Origin of the sequence: Kitasatospora fiedleri (assembly GCF_948472415.1) — a bacterium.
GTDB classification, from domain to species: Bacteria; Actinomycetota; Actinomycetes; order Streptomycetales; family Streptomycetaceae; genus Kitasatospora; species Kitasatospora fiedleri.
The window spans coordinates 791936-816729 of the sequence record NZ_OX419519.1; the positions used below are offsets into that span (position 1 = coordinate 791936).

A 24794-nucleotide genomic window follows, 5' to 3' on the forward strand; every position below is an offset into this window, starting at 1 on the left:
GGTAGCCGCCGCACAGTGGAAGGGAAGTCCGAAGGCCCTGTCCGATCCGCCGGCGGGAGTTGTCCGATGCGAGCCACCGTGGGAGACCACGTCCACATGTACAGCAGGTCGGTCGGCATGACCGACCGCACGGGTGAGATCGTCGAGGTGCGCGGCACCGACGGCGAACCGCCCTACCTGGTCCGCTTCGAGGACGGCCACGCCGGCCTCGTCTACCCCGGCCCCGACTGCCTCGTCGAGCACCGCGCCGACGGGGAGCAGCGCTGATCCCGGCCCCCACCCGATCCCGGTAGGAGGAGCACCCGCCCTTGTCGCCGACCCTGCCGGGCCCGCTGGCCCACCTCGCCCCGCTGCTCGACGACTACGGCTACCTCGCGGTCGGGGTGCTGGTCCTCCTCGACAACTGCCTGCTCCCGGTCCCGGGCCAGACCATCCTGGTGCTGGCCGCCGTGTACGCGGGCGCGGGGCAGCTGTCGCTGCCGGTGCTGCTGCTGGTGGCCGTCCTGACCGCGTTCGCGGGCGACGCGCTGGCGTACGTGCTGGGCCGCACCGGCGGCCTGGCGCTGGTGCAGCGCTGGGGCCGGTACGTCCGCCTCACCCCGGAGCGGATGGCCCGGGCCGAGACCTTCTTCCGCCGCCGCGGCGCCCTGGTGGTCACCGGGGCCCGCTTCGTGGACGGCCTGCGGCAGACCAACGGCCTGCTGGCGGGCACCACCGGCATGCCCTGGCGCCGCTTCCTGCTCGCCAACGCGGCGGGCGCGGCCCTGTGGGCGGGCGTGTGGTCGGCCGTCGGCTACTTCGCGGGCAGCAACATCGACACCCTCTACCGCGAGGCCGTCCGCTACCAGGTGCTGCTGTTCGCCGTGCTGGCCGCCCTCGCCGTCCTGCTGGTCGTCCGCACCTGGCTCCGCCGCCGCCACCGCCCGCCCCGCGACACCGCCGCCGGCCGCATCCCGCACCAGGGCGGACCGGACGACGGCCAGGACGACGACGGCGACGGCGGGGACGGTGGCGACAGCGACGGCAGCGACCTCCCCACCGACCGCCGGTGAGCCGTCGGTGAGCCGCCGACCCGATGGGCCGGGCCGCCGGGCCGGTCAGCGGAAGGGGACCACCTCGAAGGCGGCGGCGAAGCGGGTGCCCAGGCGGGAGCCGGCCGCCCGGCCCATGCCCTCCAGGAACTCGGCGGCGTTGGCCATCTCCCCGCCGAGGCCGTCGAGGTAGGCGCGGTGGGCCTCCAGCGAGGCGACGCCGGCGGCGAAGGTGTCGGTGGTGTCGGCGGCGTGCCGGGCGTCGGGGGAGCCGGCCGCCCAGAGCTGGCGGACGCCGTTCCAGGGGTCGAGTCCCTCGGCGGCGAGGTCGCGGAAGACCCAGCGGTTGCCCGCGTCGCGGACGGCGTCCAGGGTGGCCCGGCCGACGGCGACGTGGTCGGCCTGGTTGGGGAAGACGCCGCCGTAGCTGTCCCGGAAGTTGGTGGTGATCACGATGTCGGGGCGGTGCCGCCGGATCGCCCGGGCCAGGTCGCGGCGGAGCGGCAGCCCGTACTCGACGGTGCCGTCGGGGTGGCCGAGGAACTCGACCGTCCCGACGCCGACGATCCGGGCCGACTCGACCTGTTCGCGCTCCCGGACGGGCCGGCACTGCTCGGGGTCCAGGCCGTCGATGCCGGCCTCGCCGCTGGTGACCATCAGGTAGCTGATCCGCTTGCCCTGGCCGGTCCAGCGGGCGACCGCGGCGGCGGCGCCGTACTCCATGTCGTCGGGGTGGGCGACGACGGCGAGGGCGCTGTCCCAGTCCTCGTCGAGCGGCCGGTAGGGGGGCGGGGCCTGGTCGGTGGTGTCGCTCATGGTCCTGTGCTGCCTTTCGCCGGGGCCCCGCCCGTCCGGGGCCGGATGGTGCGGACGGTGCCGTGCGCGGGGGCCTCCTGACGGGGGGTCACCTCCCCCGGGGCACCTGCCGCGACACGAGCGGCCGCCGCGACGCACTTCCACGGTAGCTCCGGCTCAGCCGGGCGTCGCGGTGTGCAGGCGCGGCAGCAGGCCGTGCAGGGCGGCGCGCTCGGCGGGGTCGAGGGGGCGAGGAGCTCGTCCCGGACGGCCCGGGCCTCGGTCTGGAGCGCGACGAGGCGGGTGCGGGCCGTACGCGCACTGGGACGTCGGCGACCAGGCCGTGCCGGTCCGGTTCGACCGCGCCGCGGTGGCCCGCGCACCACGCACCACGCACCGCGCACCTGCGCGACCCGGAGGGCCGGCCGATCGGGTTCCGGTCGTCCTGACGGGACGTCGGCTCGTACGCTGGCCGGATGTGCTGGAGCGCGGAGGCCGATCTGATCGCCGGGGGCGCGGTGGCGGCGGTCGGCGCCGCCGCGGTGGTGCGCGCCGGGGTCTCGCGGCGGCTGCCGCCGGCCGCGCTGCCGCTGCTGCTGGGCGGGCACCAGCTGGTGGAGGCGGGCGTCTGGTCGGGCTGGGCGTGGGCCCGGACGGTGTGGGCGGTGATCGCGCTGCCGCTGCTGCCGCTGTACGTCCCGGCGGCGGTGTGGTGCGCGACCCGCCGCCGCTCGGCGCTGTGGTGCGCCGCGCTGGGCGCGGCCGTCGCCGTCCCGCTGGCGCTCGCGGTCGCCCGGCACCCGGTGGCGGCGCACGTGCACGGCCACACGCTGGGGTACGCGATCGGCGTCCCGGTGGCCGGGCCGCTGCTGGCCGGGTACCTGGCGGCCGTGCTGGGGGCGCTGCTGGGCTCGGGCGACCGGTACCTGCGCCTGCTGGGGTGGATCACCGGCCTGGGCGCGCTGGTCTGCGCCCTGCTGTGGCGCCTCGCGTTCGTCTCCACCTGGTGCGCGCTGGCCGCCGTCGCCTCGGTGCTGCTCTACCGCTGGGCGGCCGTCAGCGCGTCGAGCAGCGCCAGCGCTTCGCCCACCGAGCCGCCGGGGTCGGGGACGGGGTAGAGCACCCCGCGCACCGTCCGGTCGGCGTCGACCACCAGGGTGAGCCGCTTGAGCCGGTCGGCGCCGCCGGCCCGGAAGGTGGGCAGCCGCAGCGCGCCGGTCAGCCGCAGCGCGGCGTCCGAGAGCAGCGGGAACGGGATCGCTTGGTGGGCGGCGAACGCGGCCTGCTGGTCGGGGCGCTGGGTGGAGACGCCGTGCACGGTGGCGCCGCGGGCGGTGAACTCGGCCAGCCGGTCGCGGTAGGTGCAGGATTCGAGCGTGCAGCCGACGGTGCCGGGGATGTCGTCCCAGCCGGGCGGGTAGCCCTGGGTGCCGGGGGCGTACGCACCGGGGAAGCAGTACAGCACCGTCCAGGGGGTGCGCCCGACCGGGTCGGTGAGCGGCGGGCGGGCGCTCTGCGAGGCGGCGGGCAGGGCGAGTTCGGGCAGGCGGGTGCCGACCAGGGCGTGCACCCGGTGGGCCTCGGCGGAGTCGGGCGGCGCGGTGGCGGTGAGGGTGCCGTCGCCGAGCAGGTGCCGGCCGCCCCAGTCCTGGAGCGCGACCAGCACCGGCAGCAGCCCCCAGCCCTTGTCGGTCAAGTGGTAGGCGTAGCGCGGCGGGTGGGCGTGGTAGAGGCGTTTCTCGACCACGCCGTCCTCGACCAGGGCGCGCAGCCGGGCGGTGAGCACCTTGCGGCTGATGCCGAGCGACGCGTGCAGGGCGTCGAACTGGTGGGTGCCGCCCGCGAGGTCGCGCACCAGCAGCAGGGTCCACCAGTCGCCGACCACGGACAGCGCCTGGGCGATGGAGCAGTCGGTGTCGCCGACGTCGGTGTAGCGCATGGCACCACCTTGCCACCGCGGCTCCCCCGCCGCCTATAGTGAGTTCCCCAAGGGAACTCACTGCCTGCCACCAGGGGGAACGCCGCATGAGCACCACCCGCACCGAAATGAGCACCACCCGCACCGAACGGCCGCCCGAGGCGCCCGCCGCCCGCCCGGCCGCCGCGTTCTGGCGCTACTGGACGGCCACCACCGTCAGCGGCCTCGGCGACGCCGTCACCGCCGTCGCCCTCCCGCTGACCGCCGTCTCGGTGCTGCACGCCAACGGCTTCCAGGTCGGCCTGGTCACCGCCGCCGGGTACGTGGCCTGGCTGGTGATCGGCCTGCCGGCCGGCGTCCTGGTGCAGCGCCTGCCGCTGCGCGGCACCCAGATCGCCATGGACCTGCTGCGCGCCGCCGCGATCGCCTCCGTCCCGTCGGCCGCCGCGTTCGGCGTGCTGGGCCTGCCGCACCTGGTCGCGGCGGCGCTGCTGGTCAGCTTCGCGAGCGTGGTCTTCGACGTCGGGAACTCGACCTTCCTGCCCGGCGTGGTGCCGGCCGAGCAGCTCACCGCCCGCAACAGCCTGACCTCCGGCACCCAGGCGGTGAACCAGCTCGCCGGGCCCTCGATCGGCGGCGTCCTGGTCCAACTCCTGGGCGCGGCGGCGGCGTTGGTCGTGGACGCGGTCAGCTTCCTGTGCTCGGCGGCGCTGCTGCGCACGCTGCCCCGGGCCGCCGCCGAACGCCCCGCGCCCGCCGCCGACCGGCCGTCCTTCGGCGCGCAGATCCGCGAGGGCTGGCGCTACGCGACCCGGCACCCGGTGATCGGCCCGTGCCTGGCCGAGGCGACCTGCGTCAACTTCGTCTGCGGCGCGCTGATGGCCGTCGTCCCGCTGTTCCTGGTCCGCACCCTGCACGCCCCGGCCGGGCTGGTCGGCGTGCTGATGGCCGCCGAGGGCGCCGGCAGCCTGCTCGGCGCGGCGCTCACCCCCCGGCTGGCCGCCCGCTTCGGCACCGCCCGCACCCTGGTGTACGGCTCGCTGGTCGGCGTGGCGGCGGCCCCGCTGATGCCGCTCGCCCCCGGCGGGCCCGGGCTGCCGCTGTTCGCGCTCGGCAACGCCGGGTTCGGCGCCTCCGTGGTGGTGCTCAGCATCCTGACCCGCACCTACCGGCAGCGCACCGTCCCCGCCGCACTGCTGCCCCGGGTGATGGCCACCGTCCGGTTCGTCTCCTGGGGCGCCATCCCGCTCGGCGCCCTGGCCGCGGGCACCGCCGCCTCGCTCTGCGGCCCCCGCACCGCACTGGCCCTGGCCTGCGCGCTGACCGCGCTCTCCCCCGTCCTGCTGCTCTCCTCCCGGCTGCGCGGCGCCCGCGAGCTGACCGACGTCGCGGCCTAGGCCGGGTCCGAGAGCCGGACGAAGCGGCAGCCGGCGTCCAGCATCGCGGGCAGCGCCCGCGCGTAGCCCTCGCCGGTGCCGGCCGCCGGGTGGTTGAGGTGGCTGATCACCACCGATCCGGGCGGCGCGGCGGCCACCGTGGCGGCGACCTGGCCGGGGGTGAAGGTCGCGCCGCCGTCGCCGTTCACCGCGAAGCCGGCCACCCGCTCGCCCAGCTCCCCCACCAGCGCCACCCCGACCTCGTCGTAGTGCGCCGTCCCGGCCCGGAACCAGCCGGGGGCCCGCCCCAGCAGCCCGGTCAGCTTGGCCCGGTTGCCCGCCACCTCCTCGTACGCGGCGGCCGGGTCCGCCGTCCCGGTGATGCCGTACGCCGAACGGCCGGTCACCGAGAGCGGGCGGTGCGCGGTGCCGTGGTTGCCCAGTTCGAACAGCGGGTCGGCGGCCAGCTCGGCGAACGGCCCCGGGTTGGCGTCCACCCAACGGGCGTTCAGGAACAGCGTGGCGGGCACCCCCAGGCGCCGCAGGGTGCCGATCAGCGCCGCGTCGTACCCGTTCCCGCCCGGCCCGCCGCACGCGTCGAAGGTCAGCGCCAGCGCCCCGCCCGGGACGGTCGCCACGACGCCCGGCAGGTCGGTGCCCCAGCGCTGCGGCGCCCGTCCGGCGTACCGGGCCAGCACCTGCTCCCGCTGGGGCGGTGCGGGCGGCTGCGCGGCGGACGGAGCGGCGGACGGCGCGGACGGCCGCGCGGGGGACGGCGCGTCGGTGCCGGGTGCCGTCGGCGGCCGTCCGCCCGGTCCGCCCGGTCCACCCGGCCCGCCCCGCGCCGCGCCGCAGCCCGCCGTGAGTCCGAGCGCCGCCGCCAGTACCGCCCGCCGTCCGACCGTCCGCGCCGTCCGCGCCATCCGCGCCGCTCCTCGCCGTCCGCCGTGGCCGCCGTGACCACCGCCACGAGTGTCACTTCCCGGCGCGGCCGGTGCCATCTGCGAAGCTCGGCCGTATGGCTTCCTCCCCGCGACCGCACTACCTGCAGTGGACGACCGTGGCCCCGGTGCTGGCGTTCCTGCTGCTCCTGGCGACCTGGCATCGGAACCTGCCCTGGCCGGTGGTGGCCCTGGTGGCCTGCTTCCTGGCGGTCTCGGTGGTGGCGGCGGTGCACCACGCGGAGCTCATCGCGCACCGGGTCGGCGAACCGTACGGCTCGCTGGTGCTGGCGGTGGCCGTCACCATCATCGAGGTCGCGCTGATCGTCACGCTGATGGCCGACGGCGGCGACAAGAGCGCCGGCCTGGCCCGGGACACCGTGTTCGCCGCCGTCATGATCACCTGCAACGGCATCCTCGGACTGTCCATCCTGGTCAGCGCGTTGAAGTACCGGGTGGCGGTCTTCAACGCGGAGGGCACCGGCGCGGCGTTCGGCGCGATCGCCACCCTGGCCACGCTGAGCCTGGTGCTGCCGACCTTCACCACCTCGCAGCCCGGCCCGCAGTTCTCCACCACCCAGCTGGTCTTCGCCGCGACCGCCTCGATCGTCATCTACGGCCTGTTCGTCTCCACTCTGACGGTCCGCCACCGGGACTACTTCCTGCCCGTCACCGCGGCGGGCGAGATCGTCGACCCGCTGGACGAGCACTCCGAGACGCCGACCATGCGGGAGACCCTGGTCAGCGTCGCGCTGCTCGCCGTCGCGCTGGTCGCGGTGGTCGGCCTGGCCAAGGGCGTCTCGCCCACCATCGAGCGCGGCGTCGCCGCCGCCGACCTGCCCAACGCGGTGGTCGGCGTGGTGATCGCCCTGCTGGTGCTGCTGCCCGAGTCGATCGCCGCCGTCCGGGCCGCCGTCCGCAACCGGGTCCAGATCAGCCTCAACCTGGCCCTCGGCTCCGCGCTGGCCTCGATCGGCCTGACCATCCCGGCCGTGGCGATCGCCTCCAGCTGGCTCTCCGGGCCGCTCGAACTCGGCCTGGGTGCGAACCACATGATCCTGCTCGCCCTGACCGTCGCCGTCGGCACCCTCACCGTCATCCCCAAGCGGGCCACCCCGCTGCAGGGCGGCGTCCACCTGGCCATCCTCGGCGCGTACCTGGTTCTGGCCGTCAGCCCGTAGCGGCCCCGGGCCCCGCCCGGGCACGGCTGGACGAACTCGCGGTGCGCCCGCGGGGTCGTCCGGCCGCCCCGGCCGACTCGTCCGCCGACGCGCCCTCCTCCTCCTTCCCCCCCGACGGCGCCCGCGTCCGCACTCCCCTGCGGCCGTCCCGTCCCGCATCCGCCTCGACCCCGCGGCCCGTACGCGGGGCACGGGCGGTCCAGCCGTTCCGACTCGTGGAGTTGGGGCGGCGGGCAGGGGCACACGTCCCGGGCGTACGCGGGGCAGCGGGCGGCCCGGTCGTCGGTGGACGGGCCGCGGTGGGAGGACGACGACGGGGTGGGGATGGACGACAGGATCGACGTCGACGCACTGGCGGTACCGGAAGTGCTGGACAGTCCCGCCCTGCGGCCCGGGCCGCCGCGGGGCGGAGCGGCGGGCTGGCTGCTGCGGCACCGGGTGCAGCCGGTGGGGCCCGCGGCGGCGGAGGAGCACAGCGAGCCGCAGACCTGGTGGAAGGTGATGTGCCTGACCGGTGTCGACTACTTCTCCAGCCTGGCGTACGTGCCCGCGATCGCCGCGCTCGCGGCCGGAGCGGTCTCGCCGCTGGCGACGCTGCTGATCGTGGCGCTGACGCTGGTGGGGATGCTGCCGATGTACCGTCGGGTGGCCCGGGAGAGCCCGAACGGCGCGGGGTCGGTGGCGATGCTGGAGGACCTGCTGCCGTTCTGGCGGGGCAAGGTGTTCGTGCTGGTCCTGCTGGGGTTCGTGGCCACGTCCTGGATCATCACCATCACCCTGTCCTCGGCGGACGCCTCCGTGCACCTGGTCGAGAACCCCTCCCTCTCCGGTGCGCTGCACGGCCACGAGGTCGCGCTGACCGTCGGTCTGCTGCTCCTGCTGGGCGGGGTGTTCCTGCTCGGTTTCAGCGAGGCGGTCACCGTCGCCATCCCGCTGGTCTCCCTCTTCCTGCTCCTGAACGCGGTGACCATCGGCGCGGGCGTGGTGAAGGTGTTCACCACGCCGGGTGCCTGGTCGGCCTGGACGGGGGCGCTGGGCGAGGGCGGCGGCGGCTTCGGCGGCCTGCTCGGCCCGGCGCTGCTGGCGTTCCCCCTGCTGGTGCTGGGCCTGTCCGGCTTCGAGACGGGGGTGAGCATGATGCCCCTGGTGGCCGCCGAGGGCGCCGGTCCCGAACAGCGGCTGGACGCGCGGGTCCGCAACGCCCGCAAGCTCCTCACCACCGCGGCGGCCGTCATGAGCGTCTACCTGCTGGCGGCGAGCTTCGTCACCACCGTCCTCATCCCGCACCGGGAGTTCGAGGCGGGCGGCCGGGCCAACGGCCGGGCGCTGGCCTGGCTCGCCCACCAGGAGCTGGGCGAGGCGTTCGGCACCGCCTACGACGTCAGCACCATCCTGATCCTCTGGTTCGCCGGCGCGTCGGCCATGGCGGGGCTGATCAACATCGTCCCCCGCTACCTGCCCGACTACGGCATGGCCCCGGAGTGGGGGCGGGCCGTGCGCCCCGTCGTCCTGGTCTACACCGCCCTGTGCATCGTCATCACCGTCGCCTTCGGCGCCGACGTCAACGCCCAGGCCGGCGCCTACGCCACCGGCGTCCTCGCCATGATGGTCTCCGGTGCGTTCGCCGTCACCGTCTCGGCGGTGCGCCGGCGCCGGCGCGTCGCCACCGCCGGTTTCGCCGCCCTCACGGCGGTGCTGCTGTACGCCCTGGTGGCCAACATCGTCGACAAGCCGGACGGCATCGCCATCTCCGGGATGTTCATCGCTGGCATCGTCGCCGTCTCGTTCGTGTCCCGGGTCTCGCGCACCACCGAACTGCGCGCCGAGAGCATCACCCTCGACCCCGCCGCCCGACGGTTCGTCACCGACACCCTGGCGCACGACGGGTCCATCAACATCATCGCCAACCGCCGACAGGCCGGAACCGCCGACGAGTACCGGCACAAGGAGCAGGAGCAGCGCGGGGACAACCCCGTCCCCGGCCCCGCCGACGTCCTCTTCGTCGAGATCGACGTGGTGGACCCGTCGGACTTCAGCGGCGCCCTGCTGGTGCGCGGCGTCGAAGTGGACGGCTACCGGGTCCTGCGCACCGAGGCGCCCGCGGCGCCCAACGCGATCGCCGCGCTCCTGCTGGCCCTGCGCGACTCCACCGGTGTCCGGCCGCACTGCTACTTCGCGTGGGCCGAGGGCAGCCCGTTGAAGCACATGCTCCGCTACTTCCTGCTCGGGCGCGGCGACACCGCCCCGTCACCCGCGAGATCATCCGCAGGCACGAACCCGATCCCGCCCGCCGCCCCGGCATCCACGTCGGAGCCTGACCGGCCTCGCCCCCGGTCAGGCCGGAGAGCACCCGCGGTCGACGGGTCCGGCCGGTCGACCGCCACCCGGGACCGGCGGGGCGACCCCCGCGCCCTGCGGCAGTCGGCTCCGGCATCCGGGGTACACCCCTCGGCACCTCGGCCGCTCCTCGGCCACCCGACCGGGACCCGGCTCGGTCGGGTGGCCGGGAGCGGCACCGCGGCGCTTCCGGCGGCGGCACCCGTCAGGCGTCCACGGTCCTGGCCTCCAGCGGCGCGGCCGCGTCCTTCGGGGTCTTCGCCGGCCGGTCGGCGAGCTTGAGCCAGATCACTCCGGCGATGATCACGGCCAGCCACACGGCCTGGACCGCGGTGAGGGTCTCGTCGAAGATGACGGGGCCCAGCAGCGCCGCGCCGACGGAGCCGATACCGGCCCACACGGCGTAGCCGATGCTGACGTCGATGGTGCGGAGTGCGACGCTCAGCGCCCAGAGCGTCAGCAGGAAGAAGACGACGGCGACCAGGGACCACGTCAGGCGGGTGAAGCCGTGGCTTCCGCCGACGGAGAGCGCGTAGCCGACTTCGAACCCGCCGGCGAGGAGGAGCACGATCCAGGAATTGGCCGAGGTGCGCCCGGTGTCGGACATGTGTGGAAGTCCTTTCGAGGGATGGGTCGGACGGGGACGGGGACGGGGCGGGATTCTCAGGCGGCGCCGCTGAGTTGGAGGCCGACGACCCCGGCGATGATGACGACGATGCCCACGGCCTTGCGCCAGTTCAGGCGCTGCCCGAAGAGCAGCGCGCCGAGGAGGGTGATGCCGATGCCGGCGACGGAGGTCCAGATCGCGTACCCGACGCCCACGTCGAAGGTGAGCAGCGCCCTGCTGAGGAAGAAGGTTCCGAGAGCGCCGGTGATCAGGGTCACGGCTGTCCACGTACGGTTCTTGAAGCCTTCGGCCTTACCGGCCGCGATCGCGACGGCGATCTCGAAGATGTCCGCGATCGCGAGGTAGAACCACTGCATGGCTGGTCCTTTCGTTCGTTGGAGGTCGGTGTTGCGCCGGGGGAAGAGGGAGCGGGAACGGTCCGCCGCGGGTCTGCGGCACGGAAGGTCGCGGGCGGGGCGGCAACGGCGAGGCGGTGTTCCGCTGCGCGTCGACGGGCGGGAGCGGACGGCGGGGCAGGCCGGTCCGGGCTCGACGGGGCCGCCGGGCGGCCCGGCGGGCCGATGTGATCGGGCGTCGCGCCGCACCCGGGTGGCACGGCCGGTCGACGGCGTCAGCGACGTTCCGCCGGCCGGCCCGTGCGACGGTCCGGCGCTCGGGTCAGGTCAGCACCCGTCGATCCGGCAGGCGGGGGCGTCGCCGGCGGCGGCCTGTTCGGCCCGGGCGTCGAGCACGGCCTTGCGGATCTGGGCCGCGGTGGGGACGCCTTCGATGCGGTGGCGCCCGTCGATGATGATCGTGGGAGCGACGGAGACGCGGAAGGCCTCGGCGGTCCGCAGCGCCGCCCGGTGGGTCTCGGTGTAGCTGCCGGTGATCAGCGCCTGGCTGAACTCGTCGGCGTCGAGCCCGAGTTCGGCGGCGATGTCGGCGAGGACCTCGATCCGGCCGATGTCCCGGTTCTCCTGGAAGAAGGCCCGCAGGAGGCGCGGGGTGTACTCCGCGGCCCTGCCGTGCTCGGCCGCGTACTGGTAGCCCTCGAAGGCGAGCCGGGTGTAGGGCTGCGGGGAGACCGTCGGCAGGGTGAGGTCCACGCCCATCCGCCGGGCCATCGGGTAGACCGAACGCTCCCAGATCGCCGGCAGGTACGGGTCCTCCGGACGCAGGGTCGGAGCCGGGTGGGGTCGCAGCTCGAACGGCATCCACTCGATCTCGACGTCGAGGTCGCGGACGGCCTCCTGCAGCGGTCCCTCGGCGAGCATGCAGAACGGACAGACGTAGTCCGACCAGACCTTGATGCCGACCTTGCCGGTCGCCGTACCGGTCATGACCGCCCCGTTCCATCGCGAGGAACTCCTCGAACGGCTTCGTCCCCTCCGGGAGCCGCAGCCAGGTGACCTTGATCGGCCAGTTCTCCGGATCGTCGGCGAAGATCGAGTACGAGTTCGTGTAGTCGAAGCCGTACCGGGCGGCCGTCTTGCGGTCGACCACGTTCACGATGTGGCTGACGTTGAAGTACAGCGAGGCCATGTAGCACAGGGCGCACGGCTCGCCGGAGGCGAACAGGGTGGCCCCGGCGGTGGCGTGCAGCCCGTGCGCGGCGGCGGCCTCGCGCAGTGCCGTCACCTCGGCGTGCGCGGTGGGGTCGTTGTCCTCGCGCACCCGGTTGACGCCGGTGCCGAGGATCCGGTTGCGGTTGACCACGACGCCGGAGAACGGGATGCCGCCCCCGGCGACGTGCTCGCGGCTGATCCGTACCGCCTCACGTGCGTACTCGGTCAGCTCGCTCTGTGAAAGCTCGGAAGTGCGCACCGCTGCTCCCCCGCTCAGACCGCGGCCGGGGGGCGGGCGATGGGCGCCGTGACTTCAGGCATGGAATCCCCAGTAGTTGCTTGTATGTACAAATTATCTGAGCCCGCAGAAAAATCGAGCGCGCAGCTAGAGTTTGCATGAACATACATCTTGCTGTCAATCGCACCTATCGGAACGGGCCCGTGACGGCCGGTGGGCACGGCCGGACCGTCAGAACGGGGAGGCCGGCCACCGGCCCGCCTCCCCGGCCCCGCACGGCCGGTTCAGACCGCGACGGGATAGCTCGGAGCCTTCTCCTCCGCCCACCGGGCGCCGGGCCCGAGCGGCGGCCTCGGCCCGTCGCCGCTCCCCTCGTCCGGACCGGGCCGGGAGCCCCGCCGGGCCGGGTCGGCCACCAGACGGCTGTAGATGAAGGCGGCCGACACCAGCGCCATGTGGTGGTGCCAGCCGGGGAACGAGCGGCCCTCGAAGTCCCGCAGCCCGAAGCGCCGTTGGAGCAGATCGACGGCCTCGCCGGTCGCCGGGTGCCGCTCCGCGTACCCTAAGAGCTCCTCCACCGGACGGTGCGCCATGTTGGTGATCCACAGCTGGCCCGGACCCTCCGGACGGCCGTCAGGCTGGGCGAACAGGCGGAGCGGCTGGGGTCTTTGGTCGGCCGCGACGACTCCGGGCGCCTGGACCATGCTGTCCTGGACCGGCCCCCGGCCGGGTCTCGCGGCGGCGGGACGGGCCTCCGCGCCCCGGTCGCTCAACACCCGGGCCGCCGCGATCACCGGCCGGCGCGCGCCGGAGGACTGCGGCTCCAGCGGGGCCAGCAGGAAGCCGTCGGGGATCGCGACGACGAAGTCCAGCCGGCGCTCGATCAGTCCGTCGAGCAGCCGGCGCGGGTCCAGGTAGCCGTCGAGGTCGACGACGACCGGCACGGGCTCGTACTGCGAACGCCGCACCACCACGTCGAGCACGTCGAGGAGTTGGCCCTCGGGCGAGGACGTGACGGTCCACGGGATGCGGGCGCGTTCGCGCAGGGGGCCCCGGGCCCACGGCTCGGGCAGGACGAGGCACCAGCCGACGGGAAGTTCGCCCGCGTCCGTCGACATGAAAACGGCCGCGCTCACCTGGCAGTTGACGGTGCGTCCGGTCTGCGGGATGAATCGGCGGTGCACTCCGCACGACTTCTCACCGCGCTTGGGCAGGACCACGGGGGCGGCCGTCCAGGCCCTGGGCCGGACCTGGGCTTCGGCCCACCGGCGCAACTGGTCGCACACCGGCTCCCACTCCCAGGGGCTCTCGTTGATGAACTGGTGCAGGGCCTGCGATGCCGTCGGGGAGTCACACGCCACGGCCGCGAGCCGGCGGATGGACTTCTTGCCGGGTGTCCTGAGGAGGCCGTTGACGTACGCGTGGGCCCACCTGCGCTGGTCGGCCCTGCGCAGGTGGCCGAAGAGCTGATCCGTGAACAGGGCCACGGAGTCCCATCCCCTCATAGTTTCCCCTCCGGTGTCGCGGCTGCGAAATTTCCGCACGGCCACCCACATTAAGGAGTGACCACTATTTTTTTCCGGGGGAAAAGGGATTCCGGCCGCCACTTCGCCAACTCCCCGCGCGCCGTGGCGCGATCGCGGCGGACCGGATCGCGAAACGGCACGAACGGGTCCGGTTGGCGGACGGTATCCTCGCGGTGGCACGCGGGTCGATCGGCCCGTGGCCTCGGGAGTCGTGCGCCTTCCGGGGTTCCCGGGACGGCCCCGCGGCCGCGGGCGTCCGGCGGGGTCACGCGTGGTCGTCCTTGGGGGTCGTGGTGAACAGGCGTCCGTAGTCGGTGATGCCGTGGGCGGTGGCGGCGGCACCGGCGAGGTGGAGGGCGTGCCAGAGGATCACCTGGTTCGCGGTGACGACGTCGAAGCCGAGCTCCTGCTCCAGGGCCCTGATGGTGCCGACCGCCCGGATTCCGTTGCCGGCCACCAGGACGGCCTCCGGCCGGTGGGCGGCCACCGTGGTGCGGATCCACTCCGACAGGTTCTCGGGCGTGATGGCCTTCTGGTTCGAGGGCAGCCCGCAGGGGCCGTGGTGGACGACGTCGTACCCGAACTCGCGGAAGTAGTCCGCACCTCGGCCCGACAGCGTGTCGTCGAACCACGGCGGGTTGACCACCGCGATGCGGCGGGCGCCGAGCGCGTCGAAGGCGGCGCGGGCGGCCTTGGTGGTCCCGGTGATCGGCAGGCCCCGGGTGACGGGCAGCAGCCGCTCGTACAGCTCCCGCTCGCCCCGGGCCTTCAACGCGTAGCTGGAGGAGGTGAAGCCCAGGGCGAGCGCGTGCAGCGGGGAGGCCGCCAGCAGTTCCACGGCGTTGTCCAGGTACGGCGCCTGGACGAAGGACAGGATCGGGTCGTACGGGATCTTCTCGTCCATCTCGCCGCCCGCGCGCATGGCGGCGAAGTGGACGCGCGAGCCGTGGACGGACACCGTGGCCGGGGCGACGGCCTGCAGTTCGGCCTCGGGGCCGACGTCCGCGTGCGGCACGACGACGCCGATGCGGGTCGAGGCGTCCCATCCGTCGACGGGCGAAGGGGTGCTGGTCACGGGCTTCTCTCCTACCGGGTGGGGGCGGACTCGTCGGCCAGGCGGCCACCGCTGACGGTGCCGGTGCCGCCGGCGTCGAGGAACTTGGGGTGCTTGCGGCGCATGGTCTCCAGGACGAAGTCGTACGGGACGTCGTCGAAGGCGCCGTGGTCGGTGAGGAACTCCATGGCGCCGCCGCCCCCGTGGGGGTGGTGCAGGCTGTCGCTGAGCCCGTCGAACTCCAGGGCCCGCATCCCGTACAGCTTGCAGAGCAGCTTGTTGAACACCGGGGTGGCCTTGACCCACCTGCCCTCGAGGTGGACCTGGGTGAGACCGTGGAAGAACACGTCGCCGCCGACGTGCTCCAGGAGCCGGGGCGAGGCGAGGTGGTTGCGCACGTCGCCGTACACCAGGCGGGACGGAATGCCCAGGGCGCGCACGGCGGCCGCGTACAGCGCGGACTTGTGCAGGCAGAAACCGGACTTGGTGGTGGCGGTGTGCGAGGCCCGGAGGCCCTCCCGGGTCAGCGGGGCGCCGTAGACCTCGTAGTCGACGCCGTCGCGCACCGCGTAGTAGAGCTCGACCGCGTTGGTCCGGCGGTCGGCGGAGCGGTCCTTGACGGCGTGGTCGATGAAGGTCTGCACCTCCTCGGTCTGGTGGTCGAGGAACTCGGTCGGGCGGGTGAGGTGGTCCATCGGGTCGGTCATGTCGGAATTCCTGTCGCTCAGAGTCCGAGGAGCATGGCGATGCGGTTGCGCTGGATCTCGGAGGTCCCGGAGTAGATCGTTCCGGCGATCGAGTTGCGCAGGTCGCGCTCGATCCCGTGCTCGGTGAGCACGCCCCGTCCGCCGTGGATCTGCACCGCGTCCAGCGCGGTCTGCACGTTGGCCTCCGACACGACGGTCTTGGTGACCGCCAGGTCGAGCGAGGCGTCCTCGTTGCGTTCGACCTTGGCGCCGGTGTCGGTGAGCCACTTCCGGGCGGTCTCCACCCGGATCTTCATGTCCGCGATCTTGTGGGAGACGCCCTGGTAGGAGCTGATGGGCCGGCCGAACTGGTGGCGCTCCTTGGCGAAGGCGACGGTCTCCTCCAGGCGCCGGGTCATCTCGCCGAGGGTGAGGGAGAAGCCGAAGAGGACCTCGCGCTTCATCACGTAGTCCAGGACCCGGAACCCGGCGCCCTCCGGGCCGACCCGCCGGCCGACCGGCACCCGCATGCCGTCGAAGGCGAGCGTGCCGATCGGGCTGGTGCGCAGGCCGATCTTGTCCATCGCGGGGCCCACGGTCAAGCCGGGGGTGTCGGCGTCGACGAGCAGCGTGGTCAGGCCGAAGGGGCCGGGCTTCCCGGTGCGGACGTAGAGCAGGAAGAGGTCGGCGACCGGAGCGTTGGTGATGAACATCTTGTCGCCGGTGACGACGTAGTGGTCCCCGTCGCGGTGGGCGACGGTGGCCAGGTTCACCGCGTCCGACCCGCCGGACCGTTCGGTGATCGCGTGCGCGGTGATCGCCTCGCCGGAGACGATCCTCGGCAGGTGCTCCTCCTTCAGTTCGTGGCTCGCGAACCGTTGCAGGGGCGTGCCCACGGACACGATCTGCGTCGAGGCCGAGAACGAGAGGCCCGCGTCCCGGGAGGTGTGGCCCAGTCCCTCCAGGGCACGCATCGTCTCGGTGAGGCTGCGGCCGGCGCCGCCGAACTCCGGGGCGAAGGGGACGCGCAGCAGGCCGCTCTCCTGGATCGCCTTCCACTTGCCGTACGGGAAGGCGCCGGCCGCGTCCAGCTCGCGGGTGTCGGCGTTCAGCTGCTCGGCCCACGGGGCGGTGAGGTGAAAGAGGTCATCGGTCACGGGAGATCCTGGGGTCCGTTTCGGCAGTGGATCGGGCAACAGTGGATCGGGGTCATGCCATGACGACGGTCGCCGGCTCGCGCGGACGGCCACGGACTCGGACGCGCGCGGCCGGGTGCCCGGCCCGGGCCCCGACGGTGAGCGGGAACCGGGCCGGGCGGCGCACTCGCGGCCGGAGGGGCGGCGGCTCAGTACTGGGAGAACCCGTCCTCGGACAGGGTGTGCTTCTCGTCCCCGTTGATCGGCGGGTTGAAGATCGACACCAGGTGGAGGTCCTCGTCGGCGGAGGCCAGCAGGTAGTGCGGGTCGTGCTGGTCCAGGACGTAGATGGTGCCCGGCACGATCTTGTGACGGGTGCCGTCCTTCTCCACGACCTCGCCCGAGCCGCCGATGCAGTAGCAGGCCTCCAGGTGGTTGCGGTACTGCAGGGCGCTCGAAGTCCCCTTGCGCACGAGGGTGTCGGCGACGGCGAAGCCCATGCCGTCGCGCTTGGTCAGGAGCCGGTAGCTCAGACCGTTGCCCCACTCGACTGCGGCGACGTCATCGAGGCTGCGGGTGAACATCTCTCTGGTTCTCCTTCGGAATCGGGTGGTGCGTCGGTTCGGTGCGGTGCGTGCGGCCGGTCCGGGCGGCTCGGAGGCCGGACCGTCGGAGCGGTCGCTCAGGCGGCTGCGGCCGGGCGGTGGTCCGCGATCATCGCGACGATGGCGTCGATGGTGCGGAAGTCGTCCGGTCCGAAGTCGATGTCGTCGACCGGCAGCCGGTAGACGGAGGTGAGGTGCCCGAGCAGCTTCACCAGGCCGAGGCTGTCGATGACTCCGGAGTCGAGCAGGTCGTAGTGGCCGGTGAGGTCCGAGACGTCCTCCCCGGCCAGGAACTGGTCCACGATGTAGGCGCGGACCTCGGCGGCGATGGCGGTGGTGCTCATGCGTCACTCCCTTGGTGAGGTTCTGCTTGATCAGGTTCCGGTCGGGCTTGCCCGTCGAGGTGCGGGGCAGCGGAGCGGCGGTGAGGTGCACCGAGGCCGGGATGGCGTGGCGCGGTAGCTGCCGGCCCAGGTGGGTGCGCAGCCGGAGGCTGGTGAGGTCGGTGCCGGGGCGCCGGGTGACGTGGGCGTGCAGCCGGACGCCGGCCTGCGGGTCCGGCAGCGGCACGACCACCGCCTCGGCGACGTCCGGGTGGGCGGTGATGACGTTCTCCACCTCTTGCAGGTTGGTGCGGACGCCCCTGACCTTGACGTGCCAGTCCGCGCGCCCCTCCAGGAAGTGGAGGCCCTCGGCGGTGCGGGTGACGATGTCGCCGGTGCGGTAGAAGACCCGGCCGTCGAGGTGGGTGAACACCGCGTCGTTCAGGTCCTGCCGGAGGTAGCCCCCGGTCTGGAACGGCGTGGACACCAGGAGTTCACCGGTGCCCGCCGAGTCGAGGCGCGCGCCCTCGGCGTCGACGACCAGGGCGTCGGTGCCGCGGATGGGACGGCCGATGGGCATCGGGCCGTCCACGGCGGTGGGATCGACGCGGTGGATGAAGGAGTCGTTGGTCTCCGTGCAGCCGAACACGTTGTGGAAGGCGGCCCGGGGAACGCCGGTGGGACGCGGCGCAGGAGGTCGACCGGCATGCGGTCACCGGTGAAGACCGCGTGGCGCACGGCGGCGAAGGTGCCGCCTCCCTCCAGGAGCAGCCGGTACATCATCGGCACGCCCTGGACGAAGGTGACGTCGTGCCGGCTGACCAGCGCGGCGAGGTGCGCGGCGTCGGTCGCCCGCTGCTGTTCGACCAGGACGACGCTCGATCCGAGCCGGAGGAAGGTCCAGACGTCGAGCAGGGCGAGGTCGAAGTTGAGGGGTGCGTAGGACAGGGCGGTCTCGTCCGGTGCGAGCGCGAACTCGTCGACGGCCCAGTCGGCGAAGGCGTCGAACCCGGCGGTCTCGATCGGCACGATCTTCGGCGTGCCGGTCGAGCCGGAGGTGGTCAGCAGCAGCTGGGTCCGTGCCGGGTCCGGCACCGCGAACCCCTCGGCCTCGCTCCGCTCCGCCCGTACCGGCAGCGCGGTGAGCGCGCCGTCGTCGGCGGCGGTGAGGAGGTGGGAGACGCGGGCCTGGTGCGCCAGGCGTTCGAGTGCCGCGCTGCCCAGGCTCGGTGAGGGCGCGAGGGCGATGTGGCCCTCGCGGAAGACGGCCAGCAGCAGCGCGATGGTCTGCGGGTTCTTGTGCGCCGGAACGCACACGGTGCTGCCCGCCGGGAGTCGCAGCCGCGCCAGGTGGGCGCGCAGGCTCCCGGTCAGGTCGTTCAGCCGGCCGTAGGTGACGGCCCGGTCGTCGAAGTGGAGCGCGGTGTGGTGGGGCCGGTTCTCGCCGTGAGCGGCGACGGTCTCGGCCAGGAGGGACGATGGCACGGCGGGATTCCTCGCGGTCGGCTCAGCCGTCGGGACGAGTGCCGACCGGCTGTTCGAATTCGTGCGGTGTCGACGTTGAAGTTACCGAACCAACTGGATGCTTGGTCAAGCATGTACTTGGCGAAGTGAGTGTGACGTAGGCCACAAGAGTTGCATGTTCAAGCAAAAACCCCGAACGCGTTCCGCGTTCGGGGCGGGGTCGGGGCGGCCGGCCGCCGGGCCGGCGCGGGTCAGACCTGGATGGCGCGCAGGGCCTGGACCGTGGGGCCGAGTTCGGGGTCGGCAGTGAAGGTGTTCAGGGCGGACGACAGGACCTCCGCGTAGGTGGCGCGGGCGGCCTGGTAGCGCTGGCGCCCCTCGTCCGTGATCACGGCGTACACGCCCCGCTTGTCCGACGGACAGAGGTCCTTGAAGGCGAAGCCGGCCGTCTCCAGGCGGCCCACCAGGCGCGTCACCGACGACTGCCCCAGGCCGACCTTGTCGGCCAGGTCCTGCATCCGCAGCTCGCTCGTCTTGGAGTGGTGCAGGTGTTCGAGCGAGCGGTACTCCGACAGCCCGATCCCGTGCCGCCGCTGCAGCGCCAGGGCCAGTTCCCGCTCCACGTAAGCGTGGAGCGAGAGCACCCGGTTCCATGCGGCCTGGTCGGAGGTGCGCAGGGGCGCGTGGGATGAAGTTGCCATGGGGGCCTCCGTTGCAAGGTGTCGCCTGGCAGAAGAGTACATGCGCATGCAAGATCCTGGCGCCCCGAATTTTCCTTTCCCGAAGATTTAAGGGCCCATTAGACTTGCACGTACAAGCAATTTCTCTGACCCGATCACCAGCCCGCAAGACCTCGGGAGACCCGCGGCACCGACCGCGCCGGGTCGTACTCCATCCTTCCGCCGGCCCCGGTCATCACCGACCGTCCGGGGCCCGTCACCAGCGGCCCGAATCCCCTCCGACCGGACGGGTGGAGGGGATCACCGCATGCTCCGGGTCGCACCGAGGGGGGCCGACTCCGTTGCGTCCCAGCGTCCGGATCGAACGCCCCCACGGCCCTCAGGGCAGCCGGTTGCCGTAGAACGGGCCGTAGTAGAGCGCCAGTTCGGCCCGCAGGTCGAGGTCGGCGTGCTGCTCGGCCCGCACCAGCGGCGGGGCGGCCCCGATCTCCTCCTTGGTGCGGTCGACCGTGATGGTCCGCCGCTCCTCGTCGACCTGGCGGACCGTCACGGCCGGCAGCAGCACCCGGTGGTGGAAGATCCACGGCGCGGTGTCGACCACCAGGTACTGCGGTCCGAGGTCCTCCGCCATCCGGTCCACCTTGCCGATCGGCCCGTCGACCGCCTCCACGTGGTACCCGACCAGGTCGCCCACCGGACGTCCGGAGGCGTCCCGGTACGCCCACACGTCGAGGTCCTCCCGCTGTTCGCTCACGCTGGTGCCTCCGCTCGCGCGGCCCCTGGCGGGCGGACCCTCCGCCGCCGGCCGCCCGGAACGATTGCCCGCCGGAGGTAGTTCCATGCCGCGCCGAACAACCGCGTTCTCCCAGCGAATTCACAGGAATGAGTGGCCGTCGGCCGGGCATGCGTTCGGCACGACGCCGCTGGGGCCGTCAATCCGTAGGACGAGGAGGAACCATGTCGATCCTTTGGGCGATCATCGCCGGTCTGGTGATCGGTGTGCTGGCCAAGCTGGTCATCCCCGGGCGGCAGCCGATCCCGCTGTGGCTCACCATCCTGCTCGGCATCGTCGGCGGCCTGATCGGCAACGCCCTGGCGAGCGCGTTCGGCGTGGCCGACACCAACGGCATCGACTGGATTCGGCACCTCTTCCAGATCGGCGCCGCCGCCGTCCTGATCCTGCTGGTCACCCCGCTGTGGGCGCGCCGGGGCGCCTGACCCCCGGTCCCACCCCGACGATCGACGGCCCGGCCGCGCCACGGAGCGCGCCCGGGCCGTTCGCGTGCCCGGGCGCGTGCCCGCACCGGGGGGCGGCCGCTACTCGACCGTCACGCTCTTGGCCAGGTTGCGCGGCTTGTCGACGTCCCGGTCCAGCGCCACCGCCGCGTGGTAGGCGAGCAGTTGGAGCGGGATGTTGAGCAGCAGCGGGTCGAGTTCGGGCTCGCTCTTGGGGACGACCAGGCAGTGGTCGGCGAGCCGGGACTCGATCGGGCGGTGGGCGACGGCCAGGACGCGGCCCTCGCGGGCCTTGATCTCGCCGAGCGCGGTGAGGTTCTTGTCGAGCAGTTCGTCGTCGGGCACCAGGGCGACGGTGGGCAGTTCGGGGGAGATCAGGGCGAGCGGTCCGTGCTTGAGCTCGCTGGCCGGGTACGCCTCGGCGTGGACGTAGGAGATCTCCTTGAGCTTCTGCGCGCCCTCGCGGGCCACCGGGTAGCCCCGGACCCGGCCGATGAACATCATCCCCTGGCTGTCGGCGTACTCCGCGGCCAGCTCCGCGATCGCCTCCTGCTGGTCGAGCACCTCGCGGATCTGCCCGGGCAGCGCCTTGAGCGCGGCGACGATCCGCCGCCCGTCGGCGGGCGAGAGGTCGTGCACCCGGCCGAAGTGCAGGGCCAGCAGCGCGAAGGCGACCACGGTGGAGGTGAACGCCTTGGTGGAGGCGACCGAGATCTCCGGGCCGGCGTGCAGGTAGATCCCGCCGTCGCACTCGCGGGCGATCGCCGAGCCGACGGTGTTGACCACGCCGAGCACCCGTCCGCCCTTGCGCTTGACCTCCTGGACGGCGGCCAGCGTGTCGTACGTCTCGCCGGACTGGCTGACCGCGACGTACAGGGTGTCGGCCTCGATGACCGGGTTGCGGTAGCGGAACTCGGAGGCGGGCTCGGAGTGCGCGGGGATGCGGGCCAGCTCCTCGATCAGCTGGGCGCCCATCTCGCCCGCGTAGTACGCGGAGCCGCAGCCGAGGATCTTCACCCGGCGGATCTCGCGCAGCTCGCGGGCGTCCAGGTTGAGGCCGCCCAGGTGCGCGGTGGCGAAGCGCTCGTCGAGCCGGCCGGAGAGGGTGCGCTCGACCGCGCCGGGCTGCTCGTGGATCTCCTTGAGCAGGTAGTGCGCGTAGCCGCCGGTGTCGTAGGAGCCGACCTCCCAGTCGACCGTCGAGGGCTGCCGGGTGACGGTGCGGGCGTCCTCGGTGAAGGTGCGGAAGCCGTCGGCGCGGACGGTGGCCAGTTCGCCGTCCTCCAGGTGGACGACCTGGCGGGTGTAGCGGACCAGCGCGGAGACGTCGGAGGCGGCGAACATCTCCTTTTCGCCGATGCCGAGCACGATCGGGCTGCCGTTGCGGGCCACCACGATCCGGTCGGCCTGCTCGGCGTCCAGCACCGCGATGCCGTAGGTGCCGACGACCAGCCCCAGCGCGGCCCGCACCGCGTCCTCCAGCTCGCCGCCCTGGGCGCGGTGCGCGGCGATCAGGTGGGCGAGCACCTCGGTGTCGGTCTCGGAGCGGAAGACCGCGCCGTCCGCGGTGAGCTTGGCGCGCAGCTCCTCGGCGTTCTCGATGATGCCGTTGTGGACGACGGCGATCCGGCCCTCGTTGTCGGTGTGCGGGTGGGCGTTGGCGTCGGAGGGGACGCCGTGGGTGGCCCAGCGGGTGTGGCCGATGCCGGCGCCGCCCTTGAAGCGGGCGGGCAGCGCGGCGGCCAGGTCGGCGACCCGGCCCTTGGTCTTGCAGATCCGCAGCTTGGCCGGGGAGCCCTTGGTCGCCGGCGCGACCACCGCGACGCCCGCCGAGTCGTACCCGCGGTACTCCAGCCGCTGGAGTCCCTCCAGCAGGAAGGGGGAGGCGTCCTTGGGGCCGATGTAGGCCACGATTCCGCACATGACGTGGGCTCCTGTCAGTCGTGAGAGGGCGGCGGGGCCGTTCCCGTCAGCCGTAGACCATCCGCCGCAGCTGACGCGCCGACAGCTGCGGGGCGGCCACCCGGCGGGCGGCCAGCTCCCCGGCGAGGCGGGTGAAGATCCGGTCGTTGGTCAGACCCCGGGCCTGGAGCTCACCGTGACGGCGGCGGACGTACTCCTCGGTGGTCTCCGCGAAGTACGCCAGCACTTCCGCGACGACCCGCGCGGCCTCCCCCGGGGCCAGTGGAGTGGTCCGGGCGAGGTGGGCGAGCAGGTCCTCGTGAGGGTGCGGTGAGGCAGGTCCGGATCGGGAGCCTAGGCGTGAAGTGTCCATTTGCCAAAGATCCTGCCCGAATCCGGGCAGGATCACTAGACACGGCGGCCGTACGCGCCCTTCCGGCGGGCGGCGACGGGGCGGAAGGTGGCGGGAGGTAGCGGGAGGTGGCGGCCGGACCGGTGCCCGGGGCGCACCTATGATGTGGTGCCGCCGTCGGAGGGACGGCGCGCGGGCGGTGTTCGGGTGATCGTGGCGGGCGGCTGACCCCGTCGGCGGTGTCCCTGTCCCGGTTTCCGGCGGTCACCCCGCAGGATGGGCCGTGCACCGTCCGTGTCGATCACAGGGGGAACGTCCGTCATGCAACCGCGCGTGTTCGCCGTCGTCACCGCCGTCCTGCTGGCCGTCCTCGGCCTCGGGTCCGTCATGGTGACCGACTGGACGCCGAAGCCCGCCGCCGCGAGCGCCGCCACCGGCGCGGGCGGCCAGCGCCCCGGCGCCGTGCCCGACGCCGCCGGGTCCCCCTCCCCCACCGGCGACCCGGCGGTGTGGACCAGGTCGACCCTGCGCAACAAGCTGATGGCCGAGATGGCCGCCACCGACCCCGGCGTCGCCCTCGCCGACCTCGACAAGATCACCAAGGACAAGCCGTACACGGTGCGGTTCTGCCACCCGATCGCGCACGAGCTCGGGCACGCCGCGGTGGCGCGCTACCAGCAGGACTTCCAGAAGGTGATCTCCTTCCCGCACGAGACCTGCGCGGCGGGCTACCTGCACGGCGCGGTCGAGGAGATGCTCGCCAACTCCAAGGACCCGCAGAGCGACATCCTGACCCTGTGCGCGCCCGCCAACACCGGCCCGTGCATCCACGGCGTCGGCCACGGCATCATGTTCGTCACCAAGCAGGACATCCCGGCCGCCCGCGCGCTGTGCGACAAGTTCCCCAGCCAGAGCCGCCGGATCACCTGCTCCGAGGGCGTCTTCATGCAGCTGTTCGCGCCCGACGAGGAGGACGAGAAGGCCAAGGCCAACCTCCCCGCCGACAAGCTGGCCGCCGAGCCGCTCTACCCGTGCCCCGAGCAGCCCGCCCTCTACCAGTCGGCCTGCTTCTTCTACGCGCCGACCTTCTTCCTCTCCTCGCACGACTACGCCAACCACCCCGAGGCGTTCGCCCAGGCCCTCCAGTGGTGCCTGAACGCGCAGGCCGCCGGCGGCGGCGAGGACTGCTCGCGGGGCGCCGGCTCGCGCACCATGAAGTACAACCTGGACCGCCCGGACTGGGCCGCCCAGCAGTGCGCCACCGCCAAGGACACCTGGCAGCGCAAGGCGTGCACCCAGGGCCTGGTCAGCTACTACACCGTCAACGACACCAGCGCGGGCGCCGCCGGGCGGCTGTGCGCCCAGATCGGCGACAAGGAGATCCAGGGCTACTGCCGCTCGGCGGGCGGCCTGTCCACCACCCTGGACTGAGCACCCCGGGCCGAGCACCCGGCAGCGCTCCCGGCCGGTCCACCGGCCGGGAGCGCTGCCGCGCGTCAGTCGACGATCAGCAGGGTGGCGCCGTGCTCGGTGCTGGAGCGGTGCGCCTCCCGCTCGTCGGCGACCTGGTAGCTGGCGCCCTGCGGGGTGACCACCACCCGGCCGTCGTCCAGCGTGGTGGTCAGCTCGCCGCCCAGCACGAACAGCACGTGGCCCTTGCGGCACCAGTGGTCGGCCGCGTAACCGGGGCTGTACTCCACCAGCCGCACCCGGACCGCGCCGAAGTGCCGGACCCGCTGGCTGACGGTGCCGCTCTCGCCGGGCCTGACCTCGGCCGGCACCGCGCTCCAGTCCGTCGAGGTGAAGTCGAACCCGTCCAGTCTCATCGCCGCTCCCCG

The 24794-nt window shown here is 73.3% G+C and carries 25 protein-coding genes and 2 pseudogenes; 8 read left to right on the forward strand and 19 right to left on the reverse strand.

The window, feature by feature from the left end; translation table 11 throughout:
• Nucleotides 1-66: 66 nt before the first annotated feature.
• Nucleotides 67-267: a DUF1918 domain-containing protein gene (locus QMQ26_RS04005; protein ID WP_100834913.1), complete on the forward strand. Its 201-nt coding sequence runs from the start codon at nt 67-69 to the stop codon at nt 265-267.
• Nucleotides 268-308: 41 nt separating this feature from the next.
• Nucleotides 309-1052 (forward strand): DedA family protein, encoded by a 744-nt coding sequence (locus tag QMQ26_RS04010; RefSeq protein ID WP_282204778.1) that lies wholly within the window; start codon nt 309-311, stop codon nt 1050-1052.
• 45 nt (nt 1053-1097) lie between these two features.
• Here QMQ26_RS04010 and QMQ26_RS04015 read toward each other — a convergent pair whose 3' ends face one another.
• The gene (locus QMQ26_RS04015) at nt 1098-1847 is read right to left on the reverse strand and encodes a PIG-L deacetylase family protein (RefSeq protein WP_100834915.1); all 750 of its coding nucleotides are present in this window, start codon (nt 1845-1847) and stop codon (nt 1098-1100) included.
• Between the two features lie 455 nt (nt 1848-2302).
• Between QMQ26_RS04015 and QMQ26_RS04020 the strand changes: the two genes are divergently transcribed.
• Nucleotides 2303-2944, forward strand: a complete 642-nt coding sequence (locus QMQ26_RS04020) for a DUF6629 family protein (RefSeq protein ID WP_282204779.1) — start codon at nt 2303-2305, stop codon at nt 2942-2944.
• Here the strand turns inward: QMQ26_RS04020 and QMQ26_RS04025 are convergent.
• Nucleotides 2866-3765, reverse strand: coding sequence for a winged helix-turn-helix transcriptional regulator (locus QMQ26_RS04025; RefSeq protein ID WP_100834917.1), 900 nt, complete (start codon nt 3763-3765; stop codon nt 2866-2868). The genes QMQ26_RS04020 and QMQ26_RS04025 overlap by 79 nt on opposite strands.
• An 86-nt stretch (nt 3766-3851) precedes the next feature.
• Between QMQ26_RS04025 and QMQ26_RS04030 the strand changes: the two genes are divergently transcribed.
• Entirely contained in the window at nt 3852-5141 is a 1290-nt protein-coding gene (locus QMQ26_RS04030; RefSeq protein WP_282204780.1) for an MFS transporter, read from the forward strand.
• Here QMQ26_RS04030 and QMQ26_RS04035 read toward each other — a convergent pair.
• Nucleotides 5138-6043: a polysaccharide deacetylase family protein gene (locus QMQ26_RS04035; protein ID WP_282204781.1), complete on the reverse strand. Its 906-nt coding sequence runs from the start codon at nt 6041-6043 to the stop codon at nt 5138-5140. The genes QMQ26_RS04030 and QMQ26_RS04035 overlap by 4 nt on opposite strands.
• A 95-nt stretch (nt 6044-6138) precedes the next feature.
• Here QMQ26_RS04035 and QMQ26_RS04040 point away from each other — a divergent pair, with 95 nt between their 5' ends.
• Together QMQ26_RS04040 and QMQ26_RS04045 are read left to right on the forward strand one after the other, a co-directional pair.
• Nucleotides 6139-7242, forward strand: a complete 1104-nt coding sequence (locus QMQ26_RS04040) for a calcium:proton antiporter (protein WP_100834919.1) — start codon at nt 6139-6141, stop codon at nt 7240-7242.
• Between the two features lie 324 nt (nt 7243-7566).
• On the forward strand, nt 7567-9861 hold the full coding sequence (locus tag QMQ26_RS04045) for an APC family permease (RefSeq protein ID WP_282204782.1): 2295 nt from the start codon (nt 7567-7569) through the stop codon (nt 9859-9861).
• Here the strand turns inward: QMQ26_RS04045 and QMQ26_RS04050 are convergent.
• From QMQ26_RS04050 to QMQ26_RS04115, 13 genes and pseudogenes are all read right to left on the reverse strand, one after another.
• Complete coding sequence (locus tag QMQ26_RS04050) at nt 9785-10186, reverse strand: DMT family transporter (RefSeq protein WP_282204783.1); 402 nt, start codon at nt 10184-10186, stop codon at nt 9785-9787. The two genes, QMQ26_RS04045 and QMQ26_RS04050, sit on opposite strands and share 77 nt — an antisense overlap.
• Nucleotides 10187-10242: 56 nt before the next feature.
• Entirely contained in the window at nt 10243-10563 is a 321-nt protein-coding gene (locus QMQ26_RS04055; RefSeq protein WP_100834922.1) for a DMT family transporter, read from the reverse strand.
• 306 nt (nt 10564-10869) lie between these two features.
• Nucleotides 10870-11529, reverse strand: a complete 660-nt coding sequence (locus tag QMQ26_RS04060) for a DsbA family oxidoreductase (protein WP_282204784.1) — start codon at nt 11527-11529, stop codon at nt 10870-10872.
• A 214-nt stretch (nt 11530-11743) separates the two neighbouring features.
• Nucleotides 11744-12013, reverse strand: a pseudogene (locus QMQ26_RS04065) (nucleoside deaminase); the annotation flags it as partial.
• Between the two features lie 263 nt (nt 12014-12276).
• On the reverse strand, nt 12277-13479 hold the full coding sequence (locus QMQ26_RS04070; protein WP_159072981.1) for an IS701 family transposase: 1203 nt from the start codon (nt 13477-13479) through the stop codon (nt 12277-12279).
• Nucleotides 13480-13783: 304 nt separating this feature from the next.
• Nucleotides 13784-14593 (reverse strand): maleate cis-trans isomerase family protein, encoded by an 810-nt coding sequence (locus tag QMQ26_RS04075; RefSeq protein ID WP_282204785.1) that lies wholly within the window; start codon nt 14591-14593, stop codon nt 13784-13786.
• 11 nt (nt 14594-14604) lie between these two features.
• Entirely contained in the window at nt 14605-15279 is a 675-nt protein-coding gene (locus tag QMQ26_RS04080; protein WP_282204786.1) for a transglutaminase-like domain-containing protein, read from the reverse strand.
• A gap of 17 nt (nt 15280-15296) precedes the next feature.
• Nucleotides 15297-16415: an acyl-CoA dehydrogenase family protein gene (locus QMQ26_RS04085; protein ID WP_282204787.1), complete on the reverse strand. Its 1119-nt coding sequence runs from the start codon at nt 16413-16415 to the stop codon at nt 15297-15299.
• 188 nt (nt 16416-16603) lie between these two features.
• A complete protein-coding gene (locus tag QMQ26_RS04090) occupies nt 16604-16978 on the reverse strand; it encodes an ectoine synthase (protein ID WP_282206411.1) in 375 nt (124 codons plus the stop codon).
• 98 nt (nt 16979-17076) lie between these two features.
• Nucleotides 17077-17343, reverse strand: coding sequence for an acyl carrier protein (locus QMQ26_RS04095; RefSeq protein WP_282206412.1), 267 nt, complete (start codon nt 17341-17343; stop codon nt 17077-17079).
• A 106-nt stretch (nt 17344-17449) separates the two neighbouring features.
• Nucleotides 17450-18807: pseudogene (locus QMQ26_RS37975) on the reverse strand (AMP-binding protein); the annotation flags it as partial.
• Between the two features lie 230 nt (nt 18808-19037).
• A complete protein-coding gene (locus QMQ26_RS04110; RefSeq protein WP_100834932.1) occupies nt 19038-19487 on the reverse strand; it encodes a MarR family winged helix-turn-helix transcriptional regulator in 450 nt (149 codons plus the stop codon).
• 358 nt (nt 19488-19845) lie between these two features.
• Nucleotides 19846-20220: a ribosome maturation factor RimM gene (locus QMQ26_RS04115; RefSeq protein WP_282204788.1), complete on the reverse strand. Its 375-nt coding sequence runs from the start codon at nt 20218-20220 to the stop codon at nt 19846-19848.
• Nucleotides 20221-20423: 203 nt separating this feature from the next.
• Between QMQ26_RS04115 and QMQ26_RS04120 the strand changes: the two genes are divergently transcribed.
• Nucleotides 20424-20684: a GlsB/YeaQ/YmgE family stress response membrane protein gene (locus tag QMQ26_RS04120; protein WP_100834933.1), complete on the forward strand. Its 261-nt coding sequence runs from the start codon at nt 20424-20426 to the stop codon at nt 20682-20684.
• Nucleotides 20685-20783: 99 nt separating this feature from the next.
• Here QMQ26_RS04120 and glmS read toward each other — a convergent pair whose 3' ends face one another.
• Both glmS and QMQ26_RS04130 read right to left on the reverse strand, forming a co-directional pair.
• Nucleotides 20784-22625, reverse strand: a complete 1842-nt coding sequence (glmS, locus tag QMQ26_RS04125; RefSeq protein ID WP_282204789.1) for a glutamine--fructose-6-phosphate transaminase (isomerizing) — start codon at nt 22623-22625, stop codon at nt 20784-20786.
• A gap of 46 nt (nt 22626-22671) precedes the next feature.
• Nucleotides 22672-22977 (reverse strand): hypothetical protein, encoded by a 306-nt coding sequence (locus QMQ26_RS04130; RefSeq protein ID WP_100834935.1) that lies wholly within the window; start codon nt 22975-22977, stop codon nt 22672-22674.
• A gap of 300 nt (nt 22978-23277) precedes the next feature.
• On the opposite strand from QMQ26_RS04130, the gene QMQ26_RS04135 reads away from it, so the two are divergent.
• Nucleotides 23278-24387 (forward strand): hypothetical protein, encoded by a 1110-nt coding sequence (locus QMQ26_RS04135; RefSeq protein WP_282204790.1) that lies wholly within the window; start codon nt 23278-23280, stop codon nt 24385-24387.
• Between the two features lie 65 nt (nt 24388-24452).
• Here the strand turns inward: QMQ26_RS04135 and QMQ26_RS04140 are convergent, their stop codons facing one another.
• Nucleotides 24453-24782: a DHCW motif cupin fold protein gene (locus QMQ26_RS04140; protein ID WP_282204791.1), complete on the reverse strand. Its 330-nt coding sequence runs from the start codon at nt 24780-24782 to the stop codon at nt 24453-24455.
• Nucleotides 24783-24794: the final 12 nt, after the last annotated feature.

Bases quoted from the DNA above. Each gene is read 5' to 3' on its own strand.
- QMQ26_RS04140 (WP_282204791.1), bottom strand. From the start codon at position 24,782: ATGAGACTGGACGGGTTCGACTTCACCTCGACGGACTGGAGCGCGGTG.
- QMQ26_RS04090 (WP_282206411.1), bottom strand. From the start codon at position 16,978: ATGTTCACCCGCAGCCTCGATGACGTCGCCGCAGTCGAGTGGGGCAAC.
- QMQ26_RS04130 (WP_100834935.1), bottom strand. From the start codon at position 22,977: ATGGACACTTCACGCCTAGGCTCCCGATCCGGACCTGCCTCACCGCAC.
- QMQ26_RS04080 (WP_282204786.1), bottom strand. From the start codon at position 15,279: ATGACCGACCCGATGGACCACCTCACCCGCCCGACCGAGTTCCTCGAC.
- QMQ26_RS04120 (WP_100834933.1), top strand. From the start codon at position 20,424: ATGTCGATCCTTTGGGCGATCATCGCCGGTCTGGTGATCGGTGTGCTG.
- QMQ26_RS04060 (WP_282204784.1), bottom strand. From the start codon at position 11,529: ATGACCGGTACGGCGACCGGCAAGGTCGGCATCAAGGTCTGGTCGGAC.
- QMQ26_RS04015 (WP_100834915.1), bottom strand. From the start codon at position 1,847: ATGAGCGACACCACCGACCAGGCCCCGCCCCCCTACCGGCCGCTCGAC.
- glmS (WP_282204789.1), bottom strand. From the start codon at position 22,625: ATGTGCGGAATCGTGGCCTACATCGGCCCCAAGGACGCCTCCCCCTTC.
- QMQ26_RS04135 (WP_282204790.1), top strand. From the start codon at position 23,278: ATGCAACCGCGCGTGTTCGCCGTCGTCACCGCCGTCCTGCTGGCCGTC.
- QMQ26_RS04050 (WP_282204783.1), bottom strand. From the start codon at position 10,186: ATGTCCGACACCGGGCGCACCTCGGCCAATTCCTGGATCGTGCTCCTC.
- QMQ26_RS04030 (WP_282204780.1), top strand. From the start codon at position 3,852: ATGAGCACCACCCGCACCGAAATGAGCACCACCCGCACCGAACGGCCG.
- QMQ26_RS04005 (WP_100834913.1), top strand. From the start codon at position 67: ATGCGAGCCACCGTGGGAGACCACGTCCACATGTACAGCAGGTCGGTC.
- QMQ26_RS04095 (WP_282206412.1), bottom strand. From the start codon at position 17,343: ATGAGCACCACCGCCATCGCCGCCGAGGTCCGCGCCTACATCGTGGAC.
- QMQ26_RS04045 (WP_282204782.1), top strand. From the start codon at position 7,567: ATGGACGACAGGATCGACGTCGACGCACTGGCGGTACCGGAAGTGCTG.
- QMQ26_RS04110 (WP_100834932.1), bottom strand. From the start codon at position 19,487: ATGGCAACTTCATCCCACGCGCCCCTGCGCACCTCCGACCAGGCCGCA.
- QMQ26_RS04025 (WP_100834917.1), bottom strand. From the start codon at position 3,765: ATGCGCTACACCGACGTCGGCGACACCGACTGCTCCATCGCCCAGGCG.
- QMQ26_RS04055 (WP_100834922.1), bottom strand. From the start codon at position 10,563: ATGCAGTGGTTCTACCTCGCGATCGCGGACATCTTCGAGATCGCCGTC.
- QMQ26_RS04040 (WP_100834919.1), top strand. From the start codon at position 6,139: ATGGCTTCCTCCCCGCGACCGCACTACCTGCAGTGGACGACCGTGGCC.
- QMQ26_RS04035 (WP_282204781.1), bottom strand. From the start codon at position 6,043: ATGGCGCGGACGGCGCGGACGGTCGGACGGCGGGCGGTACTGGCGGCG.
- QMQ26_RS04020 (WP_282204779.1), top strand. From the start codon at position 2,303: ATGTGCTGGAGCGCGGAGGCCGATCTGATCGCCGGGGGCGCGGTGGCG.